The organism is Anaerobacillus sp., from assembly GCF_046314235.1.
GTDB lineage: Bacteria > Bacillota > Bacilli > Bacillales > Anaerobacillaceae > Anaerobacillus.
The window spans coordinates 164639-185979 of record NZ_JBKBWN010000005.1; the positions used below are offsets into that span (position 1 = coordinate 164639).

General features: G+C 36.9%; 20 protein-coding genes. 2 read left to right on the forward strand and 18 right to left on the reverse strand.

The window, feature by feature from the left end:
• Positions 1-51 precede the first annotated feature (51 nt).
• A complete protein-coding gene (gene smc, locus ACK4M9_RS08795) occupies positions 52-3618 on the reverse strand; it encodes a chromosome segregation protein SMC (protein ID WP_409849479.1) in 3567 nt (1188 codons plus the stop codon).
• Between the two features lie 191 nt (positions 3619-3809).
• Here smc and ACK4M9_RS08800 point away from each other — a divergent pair, with 191 nt between their 5' ends.
• A complete protein-coding gene (locus ACK4M9_RS08800) occupies positions 3810-4034 on the forward strand; it encodes a DUF1128 domain-containing protein (RefSeq protein ID WP_409849481.1) in 225 nt (74 codons plus the stop codon).
• A 125-nt stretch (positions 4035-4159) separates the two neighbouring features.
• Here the strand turns inward: ACK4M9_RS08800 and rnc are convergent, their stop codons facing one another.
• From rnc to ACK4M9_RS08860, 12 genes are all read right to left on the reverse strand, one after another.
• Positions 4160-4927: a ribonuclease III gene (gene rnc / locus ACK4M9_RS08805; protein ID WP_409849483.1), complete on the reverse strand. Its 768-nt coding sequence runs from the start codon at positions 4925-4927 to the stop codon at positions 4160-4162.
• A 192-nt stretch (positions 4928-5119) separates the two neighbouring features.
• On the reverse strand, positions 5120-5353 hold the full coding sequence (acpP, locus tag ACK4M9_RS08810) for an acyl carrier protein (protein WP_409849485.1): 234 nt from the start codon (positions 5351-5353) through the stop codon (positions 5120-5122).
• 168 nt (positions 5354-5521) lie between these two features.
• Complete coding sequence (fabG, locus tag ACK4M9_RS08815) at positions 5522-6262, reverse strand: 3-oxoacyl-[acyl-carrier-protein] reductase (RefSeq protein WP_409849487.1); 741 nt, start codon at positions 6260-6262, stop codon at positions 5522-5524.
• Positions 6262-7209 carry an ACP S-malonyltransferase gene (gene fabD, locus ACK4M9_RS08820; RefSeq protein WP_409849489.1) on the reverse strand — a complete coding sequence of 316 codons (948 nt, stop codon included), beginning with the start codon at positions 7207-7209 and terminating at the stop codon, positions 6262-6264. The genes fabG and fabD overlap by 1 nt, the downstream gene beginning before the upstream one ends.
• 18 nt (positions 7210-7227) lie before the next feature.
• Entirely contained in the window at positions 7228-8217 is a 990-nt protein-coding gene (gene plsX / locus ACK4M9_RS08825; protein WP_409849491.1) for a phosphate acyltransferase PlsX, read from the reverse strand.
• Entirely contained in the window at positions 8201-8794 is a 594-nt protein-coding gene (fapR, locus tag ACK4M9_RS08830; protein ID WP_409849493.1) for a transcription factor FapR, read from the reverse strand. Before fapR ends, plsX begins: the two co-directional genes overlap by 17 nt.
• Before the next feature lie 85 nt (positions 8795-8879).
• Positions 8880-10916, reverse strand: a complete 2037-nt coding sequence (recG, locus tag ACK4M9_RS08835) for an ATP-dependent DNA helicase RecG (RefSeq protein WP_409849495.1) — start codon at positions 10914-10916, stop codon at positions 8880-8882.
• 1 nt (position 10917) lies between these two features.
• Positions 10918-11802: an L-serine ammonia-lyase, iron-sulfur-dependent, subunit alpha gene (gene sdaAA, locus ACK4M9_RS08840; protein WP_409849497.1), complete on the reverse strand. Its 885-nt coding sequence runs from the start codon at positions 11800-11802 to the stop codon at positions 10918-10920.
• Between the two features lie 83 nt (positions 11803-11885).
• Positions 11886-12551, reverse strand: coding sequence for an L-serine ammonia-lyase, iron-sulfur-dependent subunit beta (gene sdaAB, locus ACK4M9_RS08845; RefSeq protein WP_409849499.1), 666 nt, complete (start codon positions 12549-12551; stop codon positions 11886-11888).
• A 368-nt stretch (positions 12552-12919) separates the two neighbouring features.
• Positions 12920-13774 carry a DegV family protein gene (locus ACK4M9_RS08850; RefSeq protein ID WP_409849501.1) on the reverse strand — a complete coding sequence of 285 codons (855 nt, stop codon included), beginning with the start codon at positions 13772-13774 and terminating at the stop codon, positions 12920-12922.
• A gap of 17 nt (positions 13775-13791) precedes the next feature.
• A complete protein-coding gene (locus ACK4M9_RS08855) occupies positions 13792-15462 on the reverse strand; it encodes a DAK2 domain-containing protein (protein ID WP_409849503.1) in 1671 nt (556 codons plus the stop codon).
• 124 nt (positions 15463-15586) lie between these two features.
• The gene (locus tag ACK4M9_RS08860) at positions 15587-15949 is read right to left on the reverse strand and encodes an Asp23/Gls24 family envelope stress response protein (RefSeq protein WP_409849505.1); all 363 of its coding nucleotides are present in this window, start codon (positions 15947-15949) and stop codon (positions 15587-15589) included.
• Positions 15950-16276: 327 nt separating this feature from the next.
• On the opposite strand from ACK4M9_RS08860, the gene rpmB reads away from it, so the two are divergent.
• On the forward strand, positions 16277-16465 hold the full coding sequence (rpmB, locus tag ACK4M9_RS08865) for a 50S ribosomal protein L28 (protein ID WP_071318688.1): 189 nt from the start codon (positions 16277-16279) through the stop codon (positions 16463-16465).
• Positions 16466-16617: 152 nt separating this feature from the next.
• Here the strand turns inward: rpmB and spoVM are convergent, their stop codons facing one another.
• The 5 genes from spoVM to ACK4M9_RS08890 all read right to left on the reverse strand — a co-directional run bounded on the left by spoVM (position 16618) and on the right by ACK4M9_RS08890 (position 21341).
• Positions 16618-16698, reverse strand: coding sequence for a stage V sporulation protein SpoVM (spoVM, locus tag ACK4M9_RS08870; protein WP_071390873.1), 81 nt, complete (start codon positions 16696-16698; stop codon positions 16618-16620).
• Between the two features lie 313 nt (positions 16699-17011).
• Entirely contained in the window at positions 17012-17659 is a 648-nt protein-coding gene (gene rpe, locus ACK4M9_RS08875; RefSeq protein WP_409849507.1) for a ribulose-phosphate 3-epimerase, read from the reverse strand.
• A 1-nt stretch (position 17660) separates the two neighbouring features.
• A complete protein-coding gene (rsgA, locus tag ACK4M9_RS08880; RefSeq protein ID WP_409849509.1) occupies positions 17661-18542 on the reverse strand; it encodes a ribosome small subunit-dependent GTPase A in 882 nt (293 codons plus the stop codon).
• 59 nt (positions 18543-18601) lie between these two features.
• Positions 18602-20587, reverse strand: a complete 1986-nt coding sequence (gene pknB / locus ACK4M9_RS08885; RefSeq protein WP_409849511.1) for a Stk1 family PASTA domain-containing Ser/Thr kinase — start codon at positions 20585-20587, stop codon at positions 18602-18604.
• Positions 20577-21341 (reverse strand): Stp1/IreP family PP2C-type Ser/Thr phosphatase, encoded by a 765-nt coding sequence (locus ACK4M9_RS08890; RefSeq protein WP_409849513.1) that lies wholly within the window; start codon positions 21339-21341, stop codon positions 20577-20579. The genes pknB and ACK4M9_RS08890 overlap by 11 nt, the downstream gene beginning before the upstream one ends.

Below are 21341 nucleotides of genomic sequence, written 5' to 3' on the forward strand. Positions count from 1 at the left end.
AAAAAATTTCGTAGTTTAGACCTGCTATCTAAATTTATAAATTATAACGTTTTACGTAGCAATTAATTCATTAGTTTCCTCTAAACGAACTGATACTAGTTTTGATACGCCTGATTCTTGCATTGTGACTCCATAGAGGACATCAGCTTCCTCCATCGTTCCCTTGCGATGAGTAACGACAATGAATTGTGTTTCCTTACTAAAATCCTTCAAGAAATGTGCAAACCTACTTACATTCGCCTCATCAAGAGCTGCTTCTACTTCATCTAAGACACAGAACGGAACTGGTCTTACCTTTAAAATTGCAAAAAGTAAGGCGATTGCCGTTAGAGCCCGTTCGCCACCGGATAACAATGCAAGGTGTTGAAGATTTTTCCCTGGTGGCTGGGCAACTATTTCAACTCCTGTTGTTAAAATATTTTCTGGATCACTTAAAATAAGATCTGCTTTCCCACCACCAAATAATCTTTGAAATACACCCTGAAAATGAGACTTGATCTGAAGAAACGTTGAATGAAAGCGTGTAGACATTTCCTCATCCATTTCCCCAATTACACGGTATAGTGTTTCTTTAGCTTCTTGCAAGTCTACTTTCTGTTCCGTTAAAAAGTTAAACCGCTCAGAAACACGGCTATATTCCTCAATTGCCCCAATATTAACTGTTCCTAACTCATCAATGGATAATTTTATTAGCTTCACTTTTGACTTTGCTACTTTAGCATCGATCAGAAGCGGATAGTTCTTTTTCGCCATTTCAAAGCTCATTTCATAATCAGTAGAAAGCTTTTCAAGACGATTTTCTAATTCAACATCCAAACGGTTCATCTTTACCTCTTCAGTATGGTGGTAATCAGAAAGTTGCCTTTGTGAGCGTTTATGTTCTTTTAGCTCTTTTTCTAGATCATCATGCAATGTTTGCATTGACATTCTTTCTTTACGGCGTTCTTGAATTAAGCTTAAAGTTCGTTCTTTTTCAGATCGCTTTTTTTCGATTATTTCATCTAATGAATCTTCTCCGGTTGTATTATCACTCATTTCTCGCTCTAGCAACCAATATTCCTCATCGCTTTCCGTTAGCTCTTTTTCAAGACTATTCCTCTCAACTACTAACGTTTGAATACGTTGGGCTTGGTTTCGATACTGTTCTTCTTCTTTGGCAACTTGAACTTTTAATTCTGTAATGGATTCTGACAAAGAGGCCTTAGAAGTTTGTTGCAGCTTTTTCTTTTCGGTCAAACTTTGAACTTGATGATCAAGATGCTCTTTTAATTTAGTAGCTTCAATGATTTTACCGTTTAATTTGCTTAACTTTTCTTCGATTTCAGAGATTTCTGTATGAAACGAAGCTGTTTCTTTATCATACAATGATAATCTTTCATTTAAATTTTTTGATTCAATTTCAAACTCGCGAAGTTTACCTTTCAACTGCTGCTCTTCGTTTCTCAGTTTCTCCCCTTCTTTACGAAGCTCATTTAAAAGAATTTCCTTCTGACTGCGGTAGTCTTTTATGCCCTTCACTTTCGCTTCCATTTTCTGCGTTTGCTCTTCCATGGTTGCTAGCTTAGCGATTAACTCCTCTAATTCCCGCTGCCGACCGAGTAATGGAGTACCTTTTTGTTTAATACTTCCACCACTCATTGATCCACCAGGATTTACTACATCCCCTTCGAGCGTAACAACTCTATTTTTGTAGTTAAGAATTTTAGCCAATGCGTTAGCACCTTCAAGGTCCTTTGCAATCACAACATGACCTAGCAAATTTGAAATGACAGAGCGATATCTTTCTTCAAATTGAATTAAATCGATAGCAACACCTACAAAGGATGGGTGTTTTAGCAGTTTCTCTTTTTCAAAATGAGGTAAATCCCTGCCTTTGATGACTGATAAAGGTAAAAATGTTGCTCTTCCAAGCTTACGGTTTTTTAAGAATTGAATCGCCTGCCTACCGTCCTCCTCTTTCGTTACGACGATATGTTGCATAGCACCACCTAAAGCGGTTTCTACAGCAAGCTCATAATTACCAGGTACTGCAATGAGCTCGGCAACGGCTCCTTCTATTCCTTTAAGGAGCGTTTCTCTTGCCTTTAAGATTTCTTTAACACCTTGAAAAAAACCTGCAAAATCTGCTTGCATTTCCTCTAAAACTTCTTTACGAGACCTGATTTGTTGAACGTGGCCAAAGGCTTGATAAAGCTGTGTTTCCTTCTTTTGATAATCAACAACTAACTTCTCTAGTTGTTGGCTCTCATTTCGAAATAAATGAATATGTTCTTCTAAATTCTTTTGTTTGATAAAAAGATCTTCCCGTAGACTTTTTTCTTTACTAATAAGGGCTTCTCTCTGCTCTAGAAGTGTTATATTACTATTATCTAATTGTCCGCTTTTAAGTTTCCGTTGTCGTAATTGCTCCTCTAAGTAACGAGTTTCATTACGAATAGAAGCTTGTTCATTTAATACTTCGATGTAGTCGGACTTCATTTTCTCTAATTCAGTTTCAATATCTTCTTCCAAAGAAACTAAAACTCTAGTTTCTTCTTCTAATTGCTTTTTCGAAGTATTTAGTTTCTCCTTATAGGTTTGCTGCTTTTCAACTTCATTTTTGAGAGTATCCTCAAGATGTTGTCGTTTATCTTTTAACACTTCTAGTTTCTTTTTTAAACTATCTTTTGTTTGATGATAATTTTTCTTTCTTTCTTTTAAAACTTCTTTTTGGCCTTCTTTCTTTTCAAGTTGTTCACTCGTTGAAAGAAGGATATCTTGAAGATCGTTTATTGACTCATCAATTTCTTGCATTTTTGAGCGGAAATCTTCAATTTTTACTTCTTCGACTTTTATTTGCGAAGAAATTTGGAGCTGGTCTTCTGCTAGTTGTTGGACTTTTTTCTTTTGCTCATCCCAATTAACATGCAAATCTTCAATTTCGTATACTAATAAACCGACTTCAACTTTTTCTAACTCTTCCTTCTTTTCGAGATAATCAGTTGCAATAGAAGCTTGTATTTTTAAAGGTTCAACTTGACTTTCTAGCTCATGTAAAATATCTTCAACACGGTACATATTTTCCTGTGTTTCCAACAGTTTTCTTTCTGCTTTTTGCTTTCTAGTCTTATATTTTAAAACACCCGCAGCTTCTTCGAAAATAACCCGACGTTCTTCTGATTTGCTACTTAAAATCTCTTCAATTTTACCTTGACCAATAATCGAATAAGCTTCTCGCCCTAATCCTGAATCCATAAAGAGTTCATGAATATCTTTAAGCCTACAACTTTGCTTATTTATGTAATATTCACTTTCTCCAGAACGATACACTCTCCGGGTTACGCTTACCTCACTATAATCAATCGCTAAATGATGGTCTTCATTATTTAACGTTAACGTAAGTTCTGCGAAATTTAACGGCTTTCTTGTATCACTTCCTGCAAAAATGATATCTTCCATTTTTGCCCCTCGAAGTGACTTTGCAGATTGTTCACCTAATACCCAACGAATTCCATCGGATATATTACTTTTTCCACTACCGTTGGGACCAACAACAGCAGTTACACCTTGAACAAAATCGATTGATGTTCGCTCGGCAAAGGATTTAAAGCCCACTACATCTAATCTTTTGAGGAACATTATTTCTCCACCCCATTAATCGTATAATATCTATTTTTCATTGGAAATATGCTATAGTTAACTTATCTATTTTACCATACTTTTTTTTTCGTTGTTATGTTGTTTTCCAGTACAAAACGTATTTTTTATGAAATTCATCAAGTCAGTGGTATTATAATAATATTAGAAGCTAAGTGAGAGGGATGAGCTTAATGAATTTAAAAGAAAATAATCGAGAAAATATTGAAATGATGATTACAAATATTAAAGAAAAGCTCCAAGTCGTAAATGGTGGTGCTATGAGGCCAGAAAGTTTTGATACTGATAATTATGAAGATCTTGTTGATATTTACGAAATGATTATGAATAAAAAATCTTTTAGTGTGAGCGAAATCGATGCAATCGTCTCAGAACTTGGTAAGTTACGAAAGAAATAAATAAAAAGCGGCTGTCCCATAAGTGTCAGAGCACCTCGAAATACTATAAATAGAAGTGTATGTATACAAAATCTGTTTATAGTAGGCGAGGTGACTGATACTTTGCTTTTGGGACAGCCACTTGCTTATTTCTCCATTAGTTGTTGTAGTGCCTTTTGAGCAGCCTGTTGCTCTGCTTCTTTTTTTGATCTTCCAATACCAAGTCCAAGCTTATTCTCATTCAAAATGACTTCAGAGACAAACTCACGAGCATGAGCAGGACCTCTCTCTTGAACAATCTGATATTGAATATTTCCTAGACCATCTCTTTGAATAAATTCTTGTAGCTGGCTTTTAAAATCCATCATATGAGAAAAAGCACCTTCATCAATTTTTGGATAAACGGTATGACTTAAGAAATAATAAACAGTTTCTAATCCTTGATCTAAATATAAGGCCCCAACAAACGATTCAAAAATGTCCGCTAATAATGCCGGACGTTCTCTTCCACCAGTCATTTCCTCACCTTTCCCAAGGAGAACAATATCACCAAAAGCTAAGTCGATGGCAAATTTGGCAAGTGATGGTTCACAGACGATCGCAGCTCTTAACTTCGTCATCTCGCCTTCACTCATTGTTTCATACTTTTTATATAAGTATTGGGAAACCGCTAATTCTAATACCGCATCTCCTAAAAATTCTAACCGTTCATTATCATCAAACGGGCGAATGCGATGCTCATTCACATAGGATGAATGTGTAAATGCTTGAATAATAAGTTTTTCATTATTAAAATGAAGTTCTAATTTTTCCAGAAGTTTTTCAAACTTCAGTCTTTGCACAGGTGTTAACTGGATACGTTTTTCAGTTCGTTTCGACGTACGTCTGCGAATTTTTCTTGAAGATTGTTGCATATTAACCTCCAAAACCTTTCAATGCGTAGATTATACAAACTTGAGAGCCTAGCCCCAAGTGAGCGTTTACACTTTTCCTAGAAAAAAATAAAAGACTCTTGTGTAATGAGTTCTTTCGATCATTTAAAATAATAGGAAGATGATTTAAAGTTAAATTAGCAAGCAACCAACTTTAAACCATCTTCTAATAACCTACTGCTGGCTGTTTATGTAGTCAACAACATCTTTAACAGTAGAGATTTTTTCTGCATCTTCATCAGAAATTTCTAAATCAAACTCATCTTCAAGCTCCATCACTAATTCTACTACATCTAGTGAGTCAGCTCCTAAATCTTCTTTAAAAGTCGCTTCGAGTTTCACTTCAGCTTCTTCAACTCCAAGACGATCTACGATGATTTTAGTAATACGTGATAATACGTCTGCCATGGGGTCACCTCCTCTCAAGTAATAAAGTTTTTAACCATAACTGTACAATGATTAGAAGACCTATGTACACATTATAGGATAAAATAATTTAATTAACAATTTTTTCTTTAACATGGATTCATACTGTTAAGTAGTTTTATAACAAGAATTCCATTATTTAGTCCTTAGTTACATAACCATTCCGCCATCAACATGGAGAGTTTGTCCAGTCATATAATTGGCATCGTCACTAACTAAAAAGCGAACAACCATAGCGATATCCTCTGGCTTGCCTAATTTAGTAAGAGGAATTTGTTTCAATAATTCTTGTTTAATTTCAGCTGACAATTCATCAGTCATATCTGTTTCAATAAAACCAGGCGCAACAGCATTAACAGTAATATTGCGATTTGCAAGCTCTCTTGCTAATGTTTTCGTCAAACCAATTACACCTGCTTTTGCAGCAACATAATTTGCTTGACCTGCATTACCTAAAACACCTACTACTGAAGATATATTAACAATTCTTCCAAAACGTTGTTTCATCATTTGTCTTGTCACAGCTTTCGCGCAATTAAATACGCCTTTTAAATTTGTGTTAATGACGGCATCCCAATCTTCTTCTTTCATTCTCATAATTAATCCATCACGAGTAATTCCAGCATTATTGATAAGAATGTCTAAAGAGCCAAAAGACTCGATCGTTGCCTTAACCATTGCAGCAACCTCGTCTGAGTTTGCTACGTCTGCTTTAATTGCAAATGCATCTACTCCAAAGGCTTTTATTTCAGAAACTACTTCTTCAGCCTTCTGGGCATTTCCTGCAAAGTTTACAGCTACATTAGCTCCCTGTCTAGCTAATTCTAGAGCAATGGCTTTCCCAATGCCCCTTGATGCTCCTGTTACAAGTGCGGTCTTCCCTTTTAGCATTAACTTACGCCTCCCTTTATGCTCTCAATGGTTTTTGCCATTGTTACAGAGTCATTAACTGCATAAACATTTACTTTTCTCTCGATTTTTTTTACAAGTCCTGATAATACGTTACCAGAGCCGATTTCGATAAACGTATCTACACCTTGTTGTAACAAGTAATTTATTGTATCTTCCCATAGCACGGGTGAAAAAACTTGCTGAATTAGCATTTCCTTAATCACTTCACCATTAGTTACTGCCGTCGCTGAAACATTTACAATAACCGGAATTTGGGCATTGTTAATATCAACTTTGTTTAAAACCTCAGCAAGCTTAGTTGCTGCAGGTTTCATTAATGATGAATGGAATGGCCCACTCACTTGTAGAGGGATAATTCGTCGTGCCCCTTTTTCCTTCGCCATTAAAGAAGCTTTATCAACTCCTTCTTTAGAGCCGGAAATAACAATTTGGCCAGGACAGTTTAAATTAGCTAATTCGACCGGATTACCTGTTAATGAGACCTCTTCAGTAATTTCTTTAAGTACGTCACGATCGATACCAAGGATTGCAGCCATTGCCCCAAGACCTGCTGGCACTGCTTCTTCCATAAATGCACCACGCATACGCACTGCGAAGACAGCATCTTCAAAACTAATTGCTTTGGCAGCTACTAAAGCACTATATTCACCTAAACTATGTCCAGCAACAAAGTCTGCTTCAATTTTAGCTTCTTTAAAAGCTTCTAAAATCGCTACACTTGTTGTAAGCAACGCTGGTTGCGTATTAGTTGTCAAGATTAACTCTTCTTCTGGACCTTCAAAGACAATCTTTGAAAGGTTCATTTCAAGACGCTTATCAGCTCTTTTGAAAATTTCAGCTACTACTTCATTGGTATCTGCCAACTCTTTCCCCATACCTACCGTTTGAGAGCCCTGTCCTGGAAATAAAAATGCTATTTTACCCATTCTTTATTCCCTCCTTTATTAAAGATCTCTTTTTGCCACTTCTGTCTTTATAGTCTCAACAACCTGTTCTTCTAACATTAGCCTAGCTTGCCTAATTGCATTCAAAATCGCGGTTTCATTTGAAGAACCATGGGCCTTAATAATCGGAGCTTGTAAACCAAAAAGTCCTGCTCCTCCATATTCCGTGTAATCCATTTTCTCCTTAATTTTTTTGAAGCTAGGTTTTAAAGCTCCAGCTGCTAATTTATTAAAAAATGTACTAGTTAACTCTTTTTTTAATAAAGAAAATAAAGAAAGTGCGGTTCCTTCCACTGTTTTCAGTACAACGTTACCAGAGAAACCGTCACAGACAACAACATCGGCAACACCTTCTAATAAATCCCTTGCTTCAACATTACCAATAAAGTTTATTGGTGCATCTTTTAGCAGCGCGAATGCTTGTTTCGTTAGTTCTGTTCCTTTGTCGTCCTCAGTCCCAACATTTAAAAGACCAATGCGCGGACTTTTGAGATGACGAACTTTTTGCATGTAGATACTTCCCATTAAACCATAATGTAGGAGGTGTTCTGGTTTTGCATCCATATTAGCACCTGCATCGATCAATAAAAATCCATTTCCTGTAAAAGTAGGAAGCATTGGTGCTAAGGCTGGACGTTCAATTCCTTTAATACGGCCAACAATTAATACACCACCAGTCATTAAAGCTCCTGTATTACCTGCCGATATGCAAGCATCAGCACGTCCTTCTTTAACTTCTTTGATTGCTAAAACCATAGAGGAATTCTTTTTGCGACGTATCGCTGTAACAGGTGAATCGGTTGCCTCAATCTTTTCATCAGTATGTATGATTGTAATCCTATGATCATCAGTAAGAAATTCTTTAATGGCACTCTCATTTCCTACAAGAATAATGTCTATGTCTTTATATTCCTTAATAGCGGCCATTGCACCTTTTACGATTTCTTTAGGAGCATGATCGCCACCCATTGCATCAATTGCTATCCTCATGTTCGCCCTTCTCTCCTTCCGAAACTTTATCTGATCGGTACATGTGGAATTCACCAGAGAAAACTAGTTCTTGCTCAACATAACTATTCACTTCAACTTTTGTCCGTTCCTTTTCGTGCTTCACTACTTTCGCTTTGGCCACAACTCGCTCACCTTGAGTTACTCTCCTAGTGAAACGCACATTTGCCTTTGCCGTTAAAGCTAGTTCATCGTCAATAATTGCCACAGCTAATGAATTGGCCTGAGCAAACAGGTGATGTCCTCTAGCTATTTTCGTTCTTGAAAAAACATGCTCTGGCCCAATATCTAAGATCGATATCGCTCTTTGATCTAGCTGTAAATCAATAATTTCACCGATGACTTCCTCAATTGGTAATGCCTTAACAGTGTCAAATTGTTTTTCAGCTACATGTTTAATTCTTTCCCTTAATTCTGGTATCGAAAGCTCTAATCGATCTAAACGTATCGTTTGAACACTAACATGAAAATAATCAGCTAATGCCTCATCAGTTATAAAAGGATTTTCATTGATTTTCTGTTTAAGTAATTGCTGCCTTTCTTTTTTAGAGCGCCTCATATTTCTACACCTTCCAAGCTTCTATGACTAGGTACTAAAAGTAGTATATAAAAAATACTGCTAGATTACAATAGAAAAATCGGAGCTAATCCATTTTCTCACCTTCAAGTACCCCTTCTTCTTCCAAAAATCTGACAAGAGGTTGGTAATCTGGGCTTGTCCAAAAAGTTGGCGAAGCTACTAATTGCGCCGCATCATTTCTCGCCACTTCTAGAGCGCGGTAATCATGGATCATATCCGCTATTTTAAACTGTGGTAACCCGCTTTGTTTTGATCCAAAAAAATCTCCAGGCCCCCTTAACTCTAAGTCTCGCTGTGATAATTCGAAGCCATCATTTGTTTCAGTCATAATTTTCATTCTTTCTTTTCCAACATCAGACTTAGGATCAGCCAGAAGGACACAGAATGATTGCGCCTCCCCCCGACCAACTCGACCTCTCAATTGATGTAATTGTGAAAGTCCAAAACGCTCAGCATCATAAATGACCATAATAGAGGCGTTCGGTACGTTTACCCCTACTTCAACAACTGTCGTTGAAACGAGAATTTGTACCTCGTTTTTGCTAAACTGTTGCATAACCGATTCTTTTTCAGAAGGTGTTAATCTACCATGCATAAGACCAACTTGATAATCTTTAAAAAACTGTTGAAGTTGCGCGTGAACGTCAATAGCATTTTGAACATCTAACTTTTCGGATTCTTCGATAAGAGGGCAAATCACATAAGCTTGCCTTCCTTGCTTCAGCTCTTTCTCAACAAATCCAAGAACTCTCTGGAGCATATGGTGCATAGCCCAATACGTTTCAATTGGTTTACGACCTGCGGGCATTTCATCAATTGTCGATACATCCATATCACCAAAAATAGAAATAGCTAAAGTTCTAGGGATCGGTGTTGCCGTCATAAACAAAACATCCGGGTTTTGACCTTTGTTTCGTAACGTTCGTCTTTGCTCAACACCAAAGCGATGTTGTTCATCCGTAATCACTAAACCTAAGCGATTAAAAATGACTTCTTCTTGAATTAAAGCATGTGTTCCGACAATTACTTGTAGCTCACCTGTTTCTAAACGACCAAGCAATTCTTTCCGTTTTTTTCCTTTAATTGATCCTGTTAATAACTCAACTGTAACACCAAGCGGTTCTAAAAGTTCTTTCAGGGATTGAACATGTTGTTCCGCGAGAATTTCAGTAGGGACCATCAAAGCCCCTTGAAACGAAGCGGTTACAGCTGCATAAAGGCAAATAGCCGCAACAATTGTTTTCCCTGAACCTACATCCCCTTGTAGTAAGCGGTTCATCCGATAACAAGAGCGCATATCTGTTGAAATTTCCTTTACTACCCTTTGTTGTGCCGTTGTTAAAGGGAATGGCAACTTTTTAATAAACTCATCTACTTTATCCTGCTTAAAATCAATTTCAGTTCCACCGTTATTCTCACGATGAAACTTTCGCAACGACTGCATTTTTAACTGAAACAGTAGAAATTCTTCATAAACCATTCTCCTTCTAGCGTGTCTAGCATCTTCAAAACTTTTTGGGTAGTGAAGTTTCCGAATCGCATATTTCCTTTCAAGTAGCTTATACTTTTGTAAAAACGCATTCGGAAGTACCTCAGGAATTAGCTGCCCATATTGCTCCATAGCACTTGCAATCATTTTTTTGAGTGCTTTCACCGTGATTTTTCCGCCAACAGAATATACCGGTTCATAGCTAGCTTCGGTTTCAGAAGTACCGAATTTACATTCACTTACAGTTAGCATTAGTCGATGTTGGTCCCATTTACCTGTAAGAGTAACTTCCGCTCCAACTTGCAACCTTGTTTTTAAGTAGTGCTGATTAAAAAAAACGGCTGTTAGCAAAACATTCCCAGCCAAAACTCGTACAGTTGTCTTTGATTTATTTTTCCCAAAGAAACGAACAACAGATTCACTTTGCACAGAACCAACAACCGTCGCTCTCTCCTCATGTTTTAATTCATGAATTTCTTTCGGACGATAATCTTCATAACGGAATGGAAAATATTCAAGTAAATTTCTGATCGTGTAAATACCAAGTTCTTGCAAATCCTTTGCTTTTTCTTCTCCGATACCTTTTACAAATGTAGTAGGATTGTTTAACATGTTATTCTTCTTGACTAAATCCAAAGATTTTCGCTTGGAGCGCTCTACCTGTTGGAGTAGCCGCTAAACCTCCCCCTGCAGTTTCTTTTAAATCCATGGACATCGACTGTCCAATCTTGTACATTGCGTCGATAACTTCATCACATGGAATACGACTTTCGATTCCTGCTAACGCCATATCGGCAGCAACGATTGCGTTGGAAGCACCCATTGCATTTCGCTTCACGCATGGCACTTCAACAAGACCGGCAACAGGATCACAAACAAGACCCAAAACATTTTTTAAGGCAATTGCCATTGCATGTGCCGATTGATTTGGTGTTCCTCCCATTAGCTCAACGATGGCAGCAGCAGCCATTCCAGTAGCTGACCCTACTTCTGCTTGGCAACCACCAGCAGCGCCTGAAATAGACGCATTATTAGCAACAACAAGACCAAACGCACCACTAGTAAACAAGTAACGTACCATTTGTTCTCTCGTTGGATTAACTTTATATTTTAATGCAAATAATGTCCCCGGTACAACCCCCGCTGACCCTGCAGTAGGTGTTGCACAGATCGTTCCCATCGCTGCATTTACTTCATTTGTGGCAACAGCTTTGCTAACGGCATCAAGAAGAAATTCTCCTGCCAAAGATTTTCCAGTTTTCATATAGTTTTGCAAAAGTACTGCATCGCCACCTGTTAAACCTGATACTGACCTTACATCTTCTTTAATCCCTCGTTCAATTGCTTCTTCCATCACGACTAAATTGCGATCCATTTGTGCAAAAATTTCTTCAAAGCTCCTTTCTGTAATTTCCATTTCCTGTCTTATCATTATCTCAGAGATTGTGATGTTTTCTTTCTCCGCTAATTGAACAAGCTCTGCAACGTTACGAAACATTTACATTACCTCCGTATTTACTCTCTTTATTGTTTCTCTATCTTCCCTCTTGACCTAAACAAAATAAAACTCATTCATATATATTAATCATGGATTTTCGTTACTTTCGTAATATTCGGTAAGGAAGCAACTTCTTCTATGAGATGGCTCGCAACATTCTGATCAACCTCAATAACCATTAGTGCTTGCTTTCCTTTTTCTTTTCTAGAAACTTCCATATGTCCAATGTTAATTTCATGTTTAGCTAAAACATTAGAAACTGCTGCAATTACTCCAAAACGATCATCGTGAACAACTAAAAGGGCCGGATGATTTCCAGATAACTTCAATTGAAAGCTGTTAAGTTCAATAATTTCTATTTTCCCGCCACCAATCGATATACCAACTAGCTCTAAAAAATCTGTTTCATTTGTCCCTAGTCTTACCTTGGCTGTATTAGGGTGATCTGTCACTGCATCTTCAATTTCGAATTTAATTTCAATTCCTAAATCGTCTGCAATTTGTAGCGAATCCTTAATTCGTTGGTCAAACGTATCAAAATCTAATAATCCACCAACGATAGCTACATCTGTACCGTGTCCTTTGTAAGTTTTTGCAAAAGAACCATAGAAAGATATTTCTACCCATGTAGGTTGTTTTCCTAATAATGTTCTTGCTACTCTGCCGATCCTTGCTGCACCTGCTGTGTGTGAACTAGATGGTCCGATCATAATTGGACCAATAATATCAAAGACTGTTCTATACTTCATTGTAGACCCCCAACAACAATTTATTTCTAACATTTCAATAGGTAATTCTATTATAATCGATAATCAGTGTTTTGTTGTCAAAAAACACAATTCTATATTGAAATAATATTACTATAAACCATGCTGGCAGCTTCTCCAATTATGAGCCGTTGGATTCCCTTTCTGTTCGCTGTAAAACTTTATCGAATTTTAGAGGGTTCTAGAATCCAGCGACATCTCAAGAAAGTTTTTATAAGTCATAATAAATTGGTGTTAGTAGAAATTTTTTATGTACGATTGTTAGTCTATGAAAAAAGGTGTTATTCTTCCTGTAAATGGGCGATATACTCGCTACACCTATGGAAGAACAACACCATTTATTTTATCGATTACTTTGCTAATGTAACTGAAATAGCTATCGTACCAGGACCAACATGAGCACCAATTACAGGACCTATATCAGTTATAACATCTGAGCTAATGTTGAAATTACTTTTCATTTCACTCATAATGTTGACAGCATTTTCCTTTGCGCTCGCATGAGAAATCCCTACGTGAATTGACTGTGAACCAAAATCCTTCTCAAAATACTCATAAATTTTTGCTATAGCTTTTTTCTGTCCTCGAACTTTATCGAAAGGAAAAACTTCTCCTTCATTATTTAATGATAGGATTGGTTTAATTTTTAATAAAGATCCGAATAAAGCGGATGCTTTGCCGATACGACCATTTTTCTGTAAAAACTCTAATGTATCTACGATAAAGTAAACCGTCGTTGTACTTAGTAATTCATCTAACCTCGCTAAACATTGTGCTTTTGTTGCCCCCGCTTTTGCTAGTTTGGCAACTTCAACGACAATAATTCCGATTGCATAGGATGCTCTCTTAGAGTCAACAACTGTAACATCAATTTGATCTTTAACCATATCTCTAGCAATATTTGCTGACTGAATTGTACCACTAAGCTTTGCTGAGAGGTGAATGGAGATGATATGAGTTTCTTCTTCTCTGGCAACCTCTTGATATACCTCTTCAAATTGATAAGGAGTAGGTTGAGAAGTTGTCGGCATATTTTCGTTTGTCGCTAATTTTTCGTAGAATTCATTGGCCGTTATGTCGACGCCATCCTCAAATGTCTCTTCACCGAACAATACTTTTAATGGTACGACAGTAATATTTAATTCCTCGACAATCAATTTCGGTATATCAGCAGTACTGTCAGTGATAATCTTAACCTTCGCCATAAGCATCCCCCTTACTATTATTCAACAGCAAAAATGTAAGAATATAACGGTTGATTTCCTTCATAAACTTCAATTTCAACGTCAGTAAAGTGTGTTTCAACAAAAGCTACAAGTTTTTCTGTCTCAGCTTCAGTCGTATCTTCACCACGAATAATTGTTAAGATTTCTGAGTCCTCGTCAATCATTATTTCTAACAATTTTTCTGTAACAGATTGAAGATCAGGCCCTGATGAAACAATTTTCTTTTCAGCAATGCCCATGAAATCATTTTTTTTAATTTCTACACCATCTAAGCTAGTATCGCGAACCGCAAAAGTTACTTGTCCAGTTTTCACCGCTAAAATAGCTTCTTTCATGTCATCTTGATTCTCCTCAAGTGTAGAACTCGGATTAAAAGCTAATAAAGCGGTCAGCCCTTGTGGTACTGTCTTCGATGGTATAACAATAACTTCTTCTTCAACTACTGATGCTGCTTGCTCAGCTGCCATAATAATATTGCTATTATTTGGTAAGATAATGATCTTTTTTGCGCGAACATCTGAAATAGCCTTCACAAAGTCTTCTGTACTTGGGTTCATTGTTTGTCCACCTTCGATCACAACCCCGGCACCTAAACTTTTAAACATTTTTGCTATTCCGTCACCCATTGCAACGGTAATAACTCCAAACTCTGCAAGAGGTTTCTCTTCTGGCATTTTTTCATAAACGGCTTTTGTCTCCTCTAACAAATGAGTATGTTGCTCACGCATGTTCTCGATCTTAACATTGAGCAAGCTCCCATATTTTTGTGCATGAGTTATGACATCACCCGGTTGTTCTGCATGAATATGTATCTTTAATAAATCCTCATCAGAAACCACTAGTAGTGAATCTCCATGATTATCTAATAAATTACGGAATTCTTGCTCATCAAAAGGATTTAGTTCAAGTTTATCTTGTTCGAATTTAACCATGACTTCCGTACAATAGCCAAATTCAATATCCTCTGTTGACATATGACTTTGTGCATTATGATGTTCGACTTTAACAAGGTCAGCCATAGAAACAGTTTGTTCTAGATCAACAACCTTCTCACCCTTTAAAACAGCCAAAAACCCTTCATAAATGATAACAAGCCCTTTTCCTCCTGAGTCAACGACACCAACTTCTTTTAAAACTGGTAAAAGATCGGGTGTCCGCTCTAGTGATGCCTTCGCTTCACGGAGAGTTGCTTCCATAATTGCAATAATGTCGTCAGACCGTTTTGCTGCATCTTGCGCCTTTTTAGCAGCATCTTTCGCAACCGTTAGAATTGTTCCTTCAACTGGTTTCATAACTGCCTTATAAGCCATGTCAACACCTGCGCCAAAAGCTTCCGCGAATTGCTTGCCATTTAGAGTAGCCTTACCTTCAACAGACTTAGAAAAGCCTCTGAAAAGCTGAGATAAAATAACTCCTGAATTACCTCTCGCTCCCATTAATAAGCCTTTAGCAAAGGAACCAGCAACTTTTCCAACATGCTCTGGCATTTGTTTTTGTACTTCCTTTACTCCAGATGTAATGGATAAATTCATATTTGTTCCTGTATCTCCATCCGGAACAGGGAATACATTTAATGAGTCCACCAATTTAACATTTTGGGTTAAATTATTTGCTCCTTCTATAAACATTTGGGCTAATTTATCAGCCTCTAAACTCTTCAGTGTCACTAATGTTCCTCCTTAACAGATATCTATATAGAGGACGTTCAAAAAAATTGGAACGATATGTAAAGAGATTGCCTATACTGCATGACGACCCTTTTTGTCTCATATCCATCCTTTTTGAACAACTCTATAGGTTTGTTACCTTAACTCCTTGAACAAAAATATTAACCGAATCAACTGTTAACCCTAACATTTGCTCGAGCTGGTATTTCACTTTTGTTTGAACGTTATGCGCTACTTCAGAGATTTTAGTACCGTAGCTAACGATAATATACATATCAATATGAATTTCGTCCTCTTCTTCACGTATAACAACGCCTCTAGTAAAGTTTTCCTTTCCTAAAAGCTCATTAAGCCCATCCTTCAGTTGCTTTTGTGAGGCCATACCTACAATTCCATAACAGTCAATCGCAGCACCACCAGCAATAACCGCTACAACTTCTTTTGAAACATCAATTAAACCTAATTGTGTTTTCATCTTAATTGACATGATCGAAATCCCCCTTTTAGAGTGTACCTTCATGGCTAATAACATTTTACTATAATTACCTACATTTTAAAAGAAAACTGTTATTTCAAATTTGTATTTGTCACATCCTAATTGTTATTGTTCAGAATAGGTCTTATTTTAAAGCTTTCCTATTACAAATAAAACATTTACTTTTATGAGTATATCTTTTTCGGGGTAGCTGTCAAGTATCTTTCCTTGATATTTATTTTAAAATCTCTTGCAATCTGATTTTTCCTATGCTAATATTATCAAGTATTTATAAGATGAATTTGAGTGTCATCTCATGGTTTACAAGGAGGTGCAATCATGGCACGTAAATGTGTAATTACTGGAAAACAGGCTCGCACAGGAAACAAACGCTCACACGCATTGAACAAAACAAAGCGTAAGTGGGGCGTAAACGTACAAAAAGTACGTATTATGGTAGATGGAAAGCCAAAGCGTGTATACGTTTCTGCTAGAGCTTTAAAATCTGGCAAAGTTGAACGCGTATAATTAGAAAAATGGTTATTATTTAATAACTAGGCGAAAGCCCTTGTTTTTCTTATACTTAGAACTTAAATTGTAAACATCTAAAGATCTTTTTTCATGGTTACAATTTATATTTCCATATGCAAACAAAAAAGCACCCTCGTGGTGCTTTTTTGTTAACCTTTTTTAAATGAATTTAAAATTACCCTTACAAATCCACCTAAAAACTTGGGTAGCTTAATCGTATAAAACTTCATGAATTTCCCTCCTCGACATGGATTGTCGTCTTCGGCACATCAAAAGAATAAGTGATTAAAAGTCCTCAGCTATTAATAAGTATATTCAGCATTTCTGAAATAGTACCTATTTTTTTGTGAAACTGCTAGGATTTCTAATTCAGTTTGCTTCTAACAAACTATCACCAACCTTCAAAGTCGATAGTTTGTCTAATCGAAACTTTCTACCACTATTAATATGCCTAAGGAAAATGAATAAGTACCGCTATTTGATCTAAGTTCCTTGCTAACGCTTAAGCTTGACCCATTTGAAGAACAATCTTTATCGTCTATTTTAAGATCCTCTAATTGCTCTGATTGCTTCTGCCCGATCTTCTTCGTTATAGATCGCCGAACCTGCCACAAGTACATTTGCTCCTGCTTCAATACAAAGTTTAGCTGTCTCACTATTTACGCCACCATCAACCTCAATATCAATCGATAAGCCTTTTGATTTGGCCATCTCGCTTACAGCATAAATCTTTGGTAAGACTTGCTTAATAAACTTTTGTCCGCCAAATCCCGGGTTAACTGTCATTAATAATACCATGTCAAGATCATTGATAATATGCTGAAGCGTATCAACTGGGGTCGCAGGATTTAGAACAACACCAGCTTTCACTCCCTGTTCTTTGATCAATTGAACTGTCCGATGCAAATGTGGACATGCCTCTACATGAACCGTAATAATATCCGCCCCTACTTTCGCGAATTGTGGTATATATAAATCAGGGTTTTCAATCATTAAGTGTACATCTAATGGCAATTTCGTTATCGGACGAATTGCTTCTACAATTAATGGACCGATTGTTATGTTCGGTACAAAGTGTCCATCCATAACATCAACATGAATATAGTCTGCCCCTCCCCGTTCAACATCTTTAATTTCCTCTCCCAGTCTTGCAAAATCTGCAGATAGGATCGACGGTGCAATCTTAATCATGTTAGTACCTCCGTTTTTGTTGTTTTATCTCATCTAAAAAGCTTAAATAGTCATCATAACGATACTTTGCAATTTCCCCAGCTTCTACCGCATTTTTCACAGCACATTTTGGCTCAGAAGAATGGGTACACTCTCTAAACTTACATTCGTGCCGCCGATCTCTCATCTCTGGAAAACAGTTAGATAGATCTTCTGCTGTGATCCCAATAAAATCTAATGAGCTAAAACCAGGTGTATCAGCAACCAATCCTGTCCCAATTGGAATTAATTCAACATGTCTAGTCGTATGCTTTCCCCTACCTAAATGCGATGATATCTCGTTTGTCTCAATATTTAACTCAGGTTTTAATGAATTTAATAACGAAGACTTTCCAACTCCTGATTGCCCAGCAAAAACGCTAGTTTTACCGTCTAACCAAGGTCTAACCTCTTCGATTAATTCTTCCATATAAATAGATGTTTGCAGGACAGTATAACCGAGCTTTTGGTAATCTTTAATAAACTGATTAATTTCATCCCGTTGCTCCGCTTTTAATAAATCAATTTTACTTACGCATATGATTGGTTCAATATGGTTCGACTCGATTTGAACTAAAAATCGATTTAATAGAAGTGTACTAAATTTAGGTTCCATTGCTGAAAACACTAAAACAGCTCGTTCAACATTTACTATTGGCGGCCGTACTAATTCATTAAAGCGATCTTTCAATCCTAAAATATAGCCGTCAGTTTTATTTTCTGCTTCAAACTTCACAAGGTCACCAACAAGTGGCGTCAGCTTTCTTTTTCGAAAGTTACCTCTAGCACGACATTGATATACTTCGCCTTGACTCTCTACATAGTAAAAACCACTCAACGCTTTAATTATCTTTCCTTCAGGCATTGAATCCTCCTTAATACTAATCATTGCTGGATTCACAACATTGTTCGTATCCAACTATATTACTGATTTAACACCGCCTCTTCATACGTTACCGTTTTTGTATCGAAAAGGTCTTCTCCAATATATATTTTTAGCTCTGCAATTTCTTTAGGATTTATAGTAACAGGTACCTTAAAAGTTGTCGGCTCAGTAATAGGTTGCTCTATAACATAAGGCTTATGCTCCCTAGAAATTGAATCTTTATAAGTAATCGTTACAGGGAAAATCTGACCAGCCAGTTGAGCTTCTTGGGATACTGGGACCTCATATTCAATAAATGTATTGATGGGTTCTGGTTCTGGTTCTGGCTCAGGGCCACGAGAAAATACGACTTTCACTAAAGTTCCCTTTTCAACCGTAGTGCCCCAAATTGGATTCTGTTCGATCACATGACCTGCTTCAATGCGATCTGAATAACGCTCATCGAAGTCCATATTCAATCCATATTGTTCTAGGTAATCTTCCACTTCTTGACGTGATAGACCATTTAAATTCCCTAAACTGAATTTAATAGGGCTACTATACCTAAGAACGATAGCAGTGTCTTCTGGAACAACCATTTCACCTACTAAAGGAAATTGTTCAATTATTAAGTCTTCCTCTAGATCGGCCTCTTTAGCTACTAATTCAATATTTTCTTCTTTAAAACCAAGCCTTAGCAACTCTCGGCGCGCCCTTTCTTTTTCCATTTCAAAAAGATCAATCATTGCAATCTTTTCTTTTCCCTCACTAACAAATACCTTAATCACTGTATTTACTTTAACTGTTCGGCCACCTTCTGGGTTCGTACTAATAACATGGTCTTCAGGAATTTCTTGATGGTTCATCGTTTCTTTTTCAACGGTTAATCCTAAAAGAGTTAACGTTTCAAATGCCTCCTCATATTCCATTCCTACTAAATCTTCAGGAATTAGAACTTCATCAACATGAAGCAGTTTTGGAACAAGTGCAAATGCTGCAATAACAGCTCCTAAGAGAATTAAGATAGTAATCAAAATAATAGCAAACCACTTTTTCTTCTTTTTCGTTTTTTCTTTTTTCACTTGCTCGAAATTATTATCATTTGCTTTAACGATTTTCGTTTGCTCGATGTCCTGGTCTATAAACTGATTTTCTTTTATTATCGGAATGGCTTTTGTGACGTCATCATTATCGTCGGGAATTATGAATTTTTCTTCACTAATTCTTTCAGGATTTAAAGCCGTATGTAAGTCTGTCTCCATTTCCCTAACATTTGAATAGCGATGAAACGGGTCTTTGGCAGTTGCTTTTAGTATCATATTTTCAATACTTTGTGGCAATGTCGGATTATATTTTCTTGGTGAAGGTACAACTGTTTGTAAGTGTTTGATCGCAATAGAAACTGCTGTATCCCCTGAAAAAGGCACCCTCCCAGTAACCATTTCATACAAAACAATTCCTAATGAATAAATATCAGACTTCTCATTTACCAGCCCACCTCTAGCTTGTTCTGGTGATAAATAATGAACAGACCCCATAACCGAATTTGTATGAGTAATTGTTGCTGAAGTCATTGCTCTAGCAATTCCAAAATCTGTTACTTTCGCCACACCACTTTCACTTATTAATATATTATGAGGTTTAATGTCCCGATGAACAATATGATTGGCATGGGCATGGGCAATCGCTGAGGAAATTTGGCTCATAATATTAACAGTTTCGGCTATTGGTAATGACCCTCGTTGCTGAATTAATTGCTTAAGCGTTAAACCATCTACATATTCCATAACAATATAATACAAATCATTTTCTTCACCAACATCATAAATACTTACGACATTAGGATGAGATAAACTCGTTGCAGCTTGAGCTTCTCTTCTAAAACGACGAATAAATTCATCGTCATCTGAAAATTGGGGACGTAACACTTTTACTGCTACAATTCGGTTCAATATAGCATCATGTGCTCTGTACACATTTGCCATTCCACCGCCACCAATTGTTTCTAAAATCTGATATCGGCCGCTTATTCTTTTACCTATCATCGCCATCACCACTTGTTTCATCGTTACTATTGTAGACTAGCGCAACCGAAATATTGTCCTCGCCACCTCGTTCATTAGCTATTACAATTAACTCTGTTACCTTTTCCTCAAGAAGCGTATTCTTTTGAAGAACCTCGAACATTTCTTCTGCTTTTACCTTATTTGAAAGTCCATCCGAACAAAGTAGTATAAAACTACCTTCATCCCACTCAATTGTTTTAATATCAACTTTAATCGTTCTTTCTGTACCCAATGCCCGCAATAGTACATTACGACGTGGGTGATTTTCTGCTTCTAAAGGAGTAATTTGGCCTGAACGGACAAGCTCATTTACTAACGAATGATCTTCAGTTTTTTGTAGAAAGGCTTCCCCATTCATTAAATATGCTCTACTATCTCCAATATGAGCATACGAAACAAACTGCCTCGTACAAACAACAGCTACTAGAGTCGTTCCCATACCTTGACATTGCGGATTATTTAGGGAATGCTCAAATATCTGGGCATTTACATCAGTAATAGCTTCTTCCAACCAAGACTCGATGCTAGTTGGTGTCGTTATGCCCTCAGTATTCTGCCATTTTTCTGACAATAATTCTACCGTCAATTTACTCGCTACGTCACCTGCTTGGTGCCCCCCCATACCATCAGCAACAATAGTTAATAACGTGTTTTCTTTATTATAGACAAAGCCTCCGCTATCTTCGTTATGTGACCTAACTTGTCCTACATCTGATTTAAATGCCACTTCCAT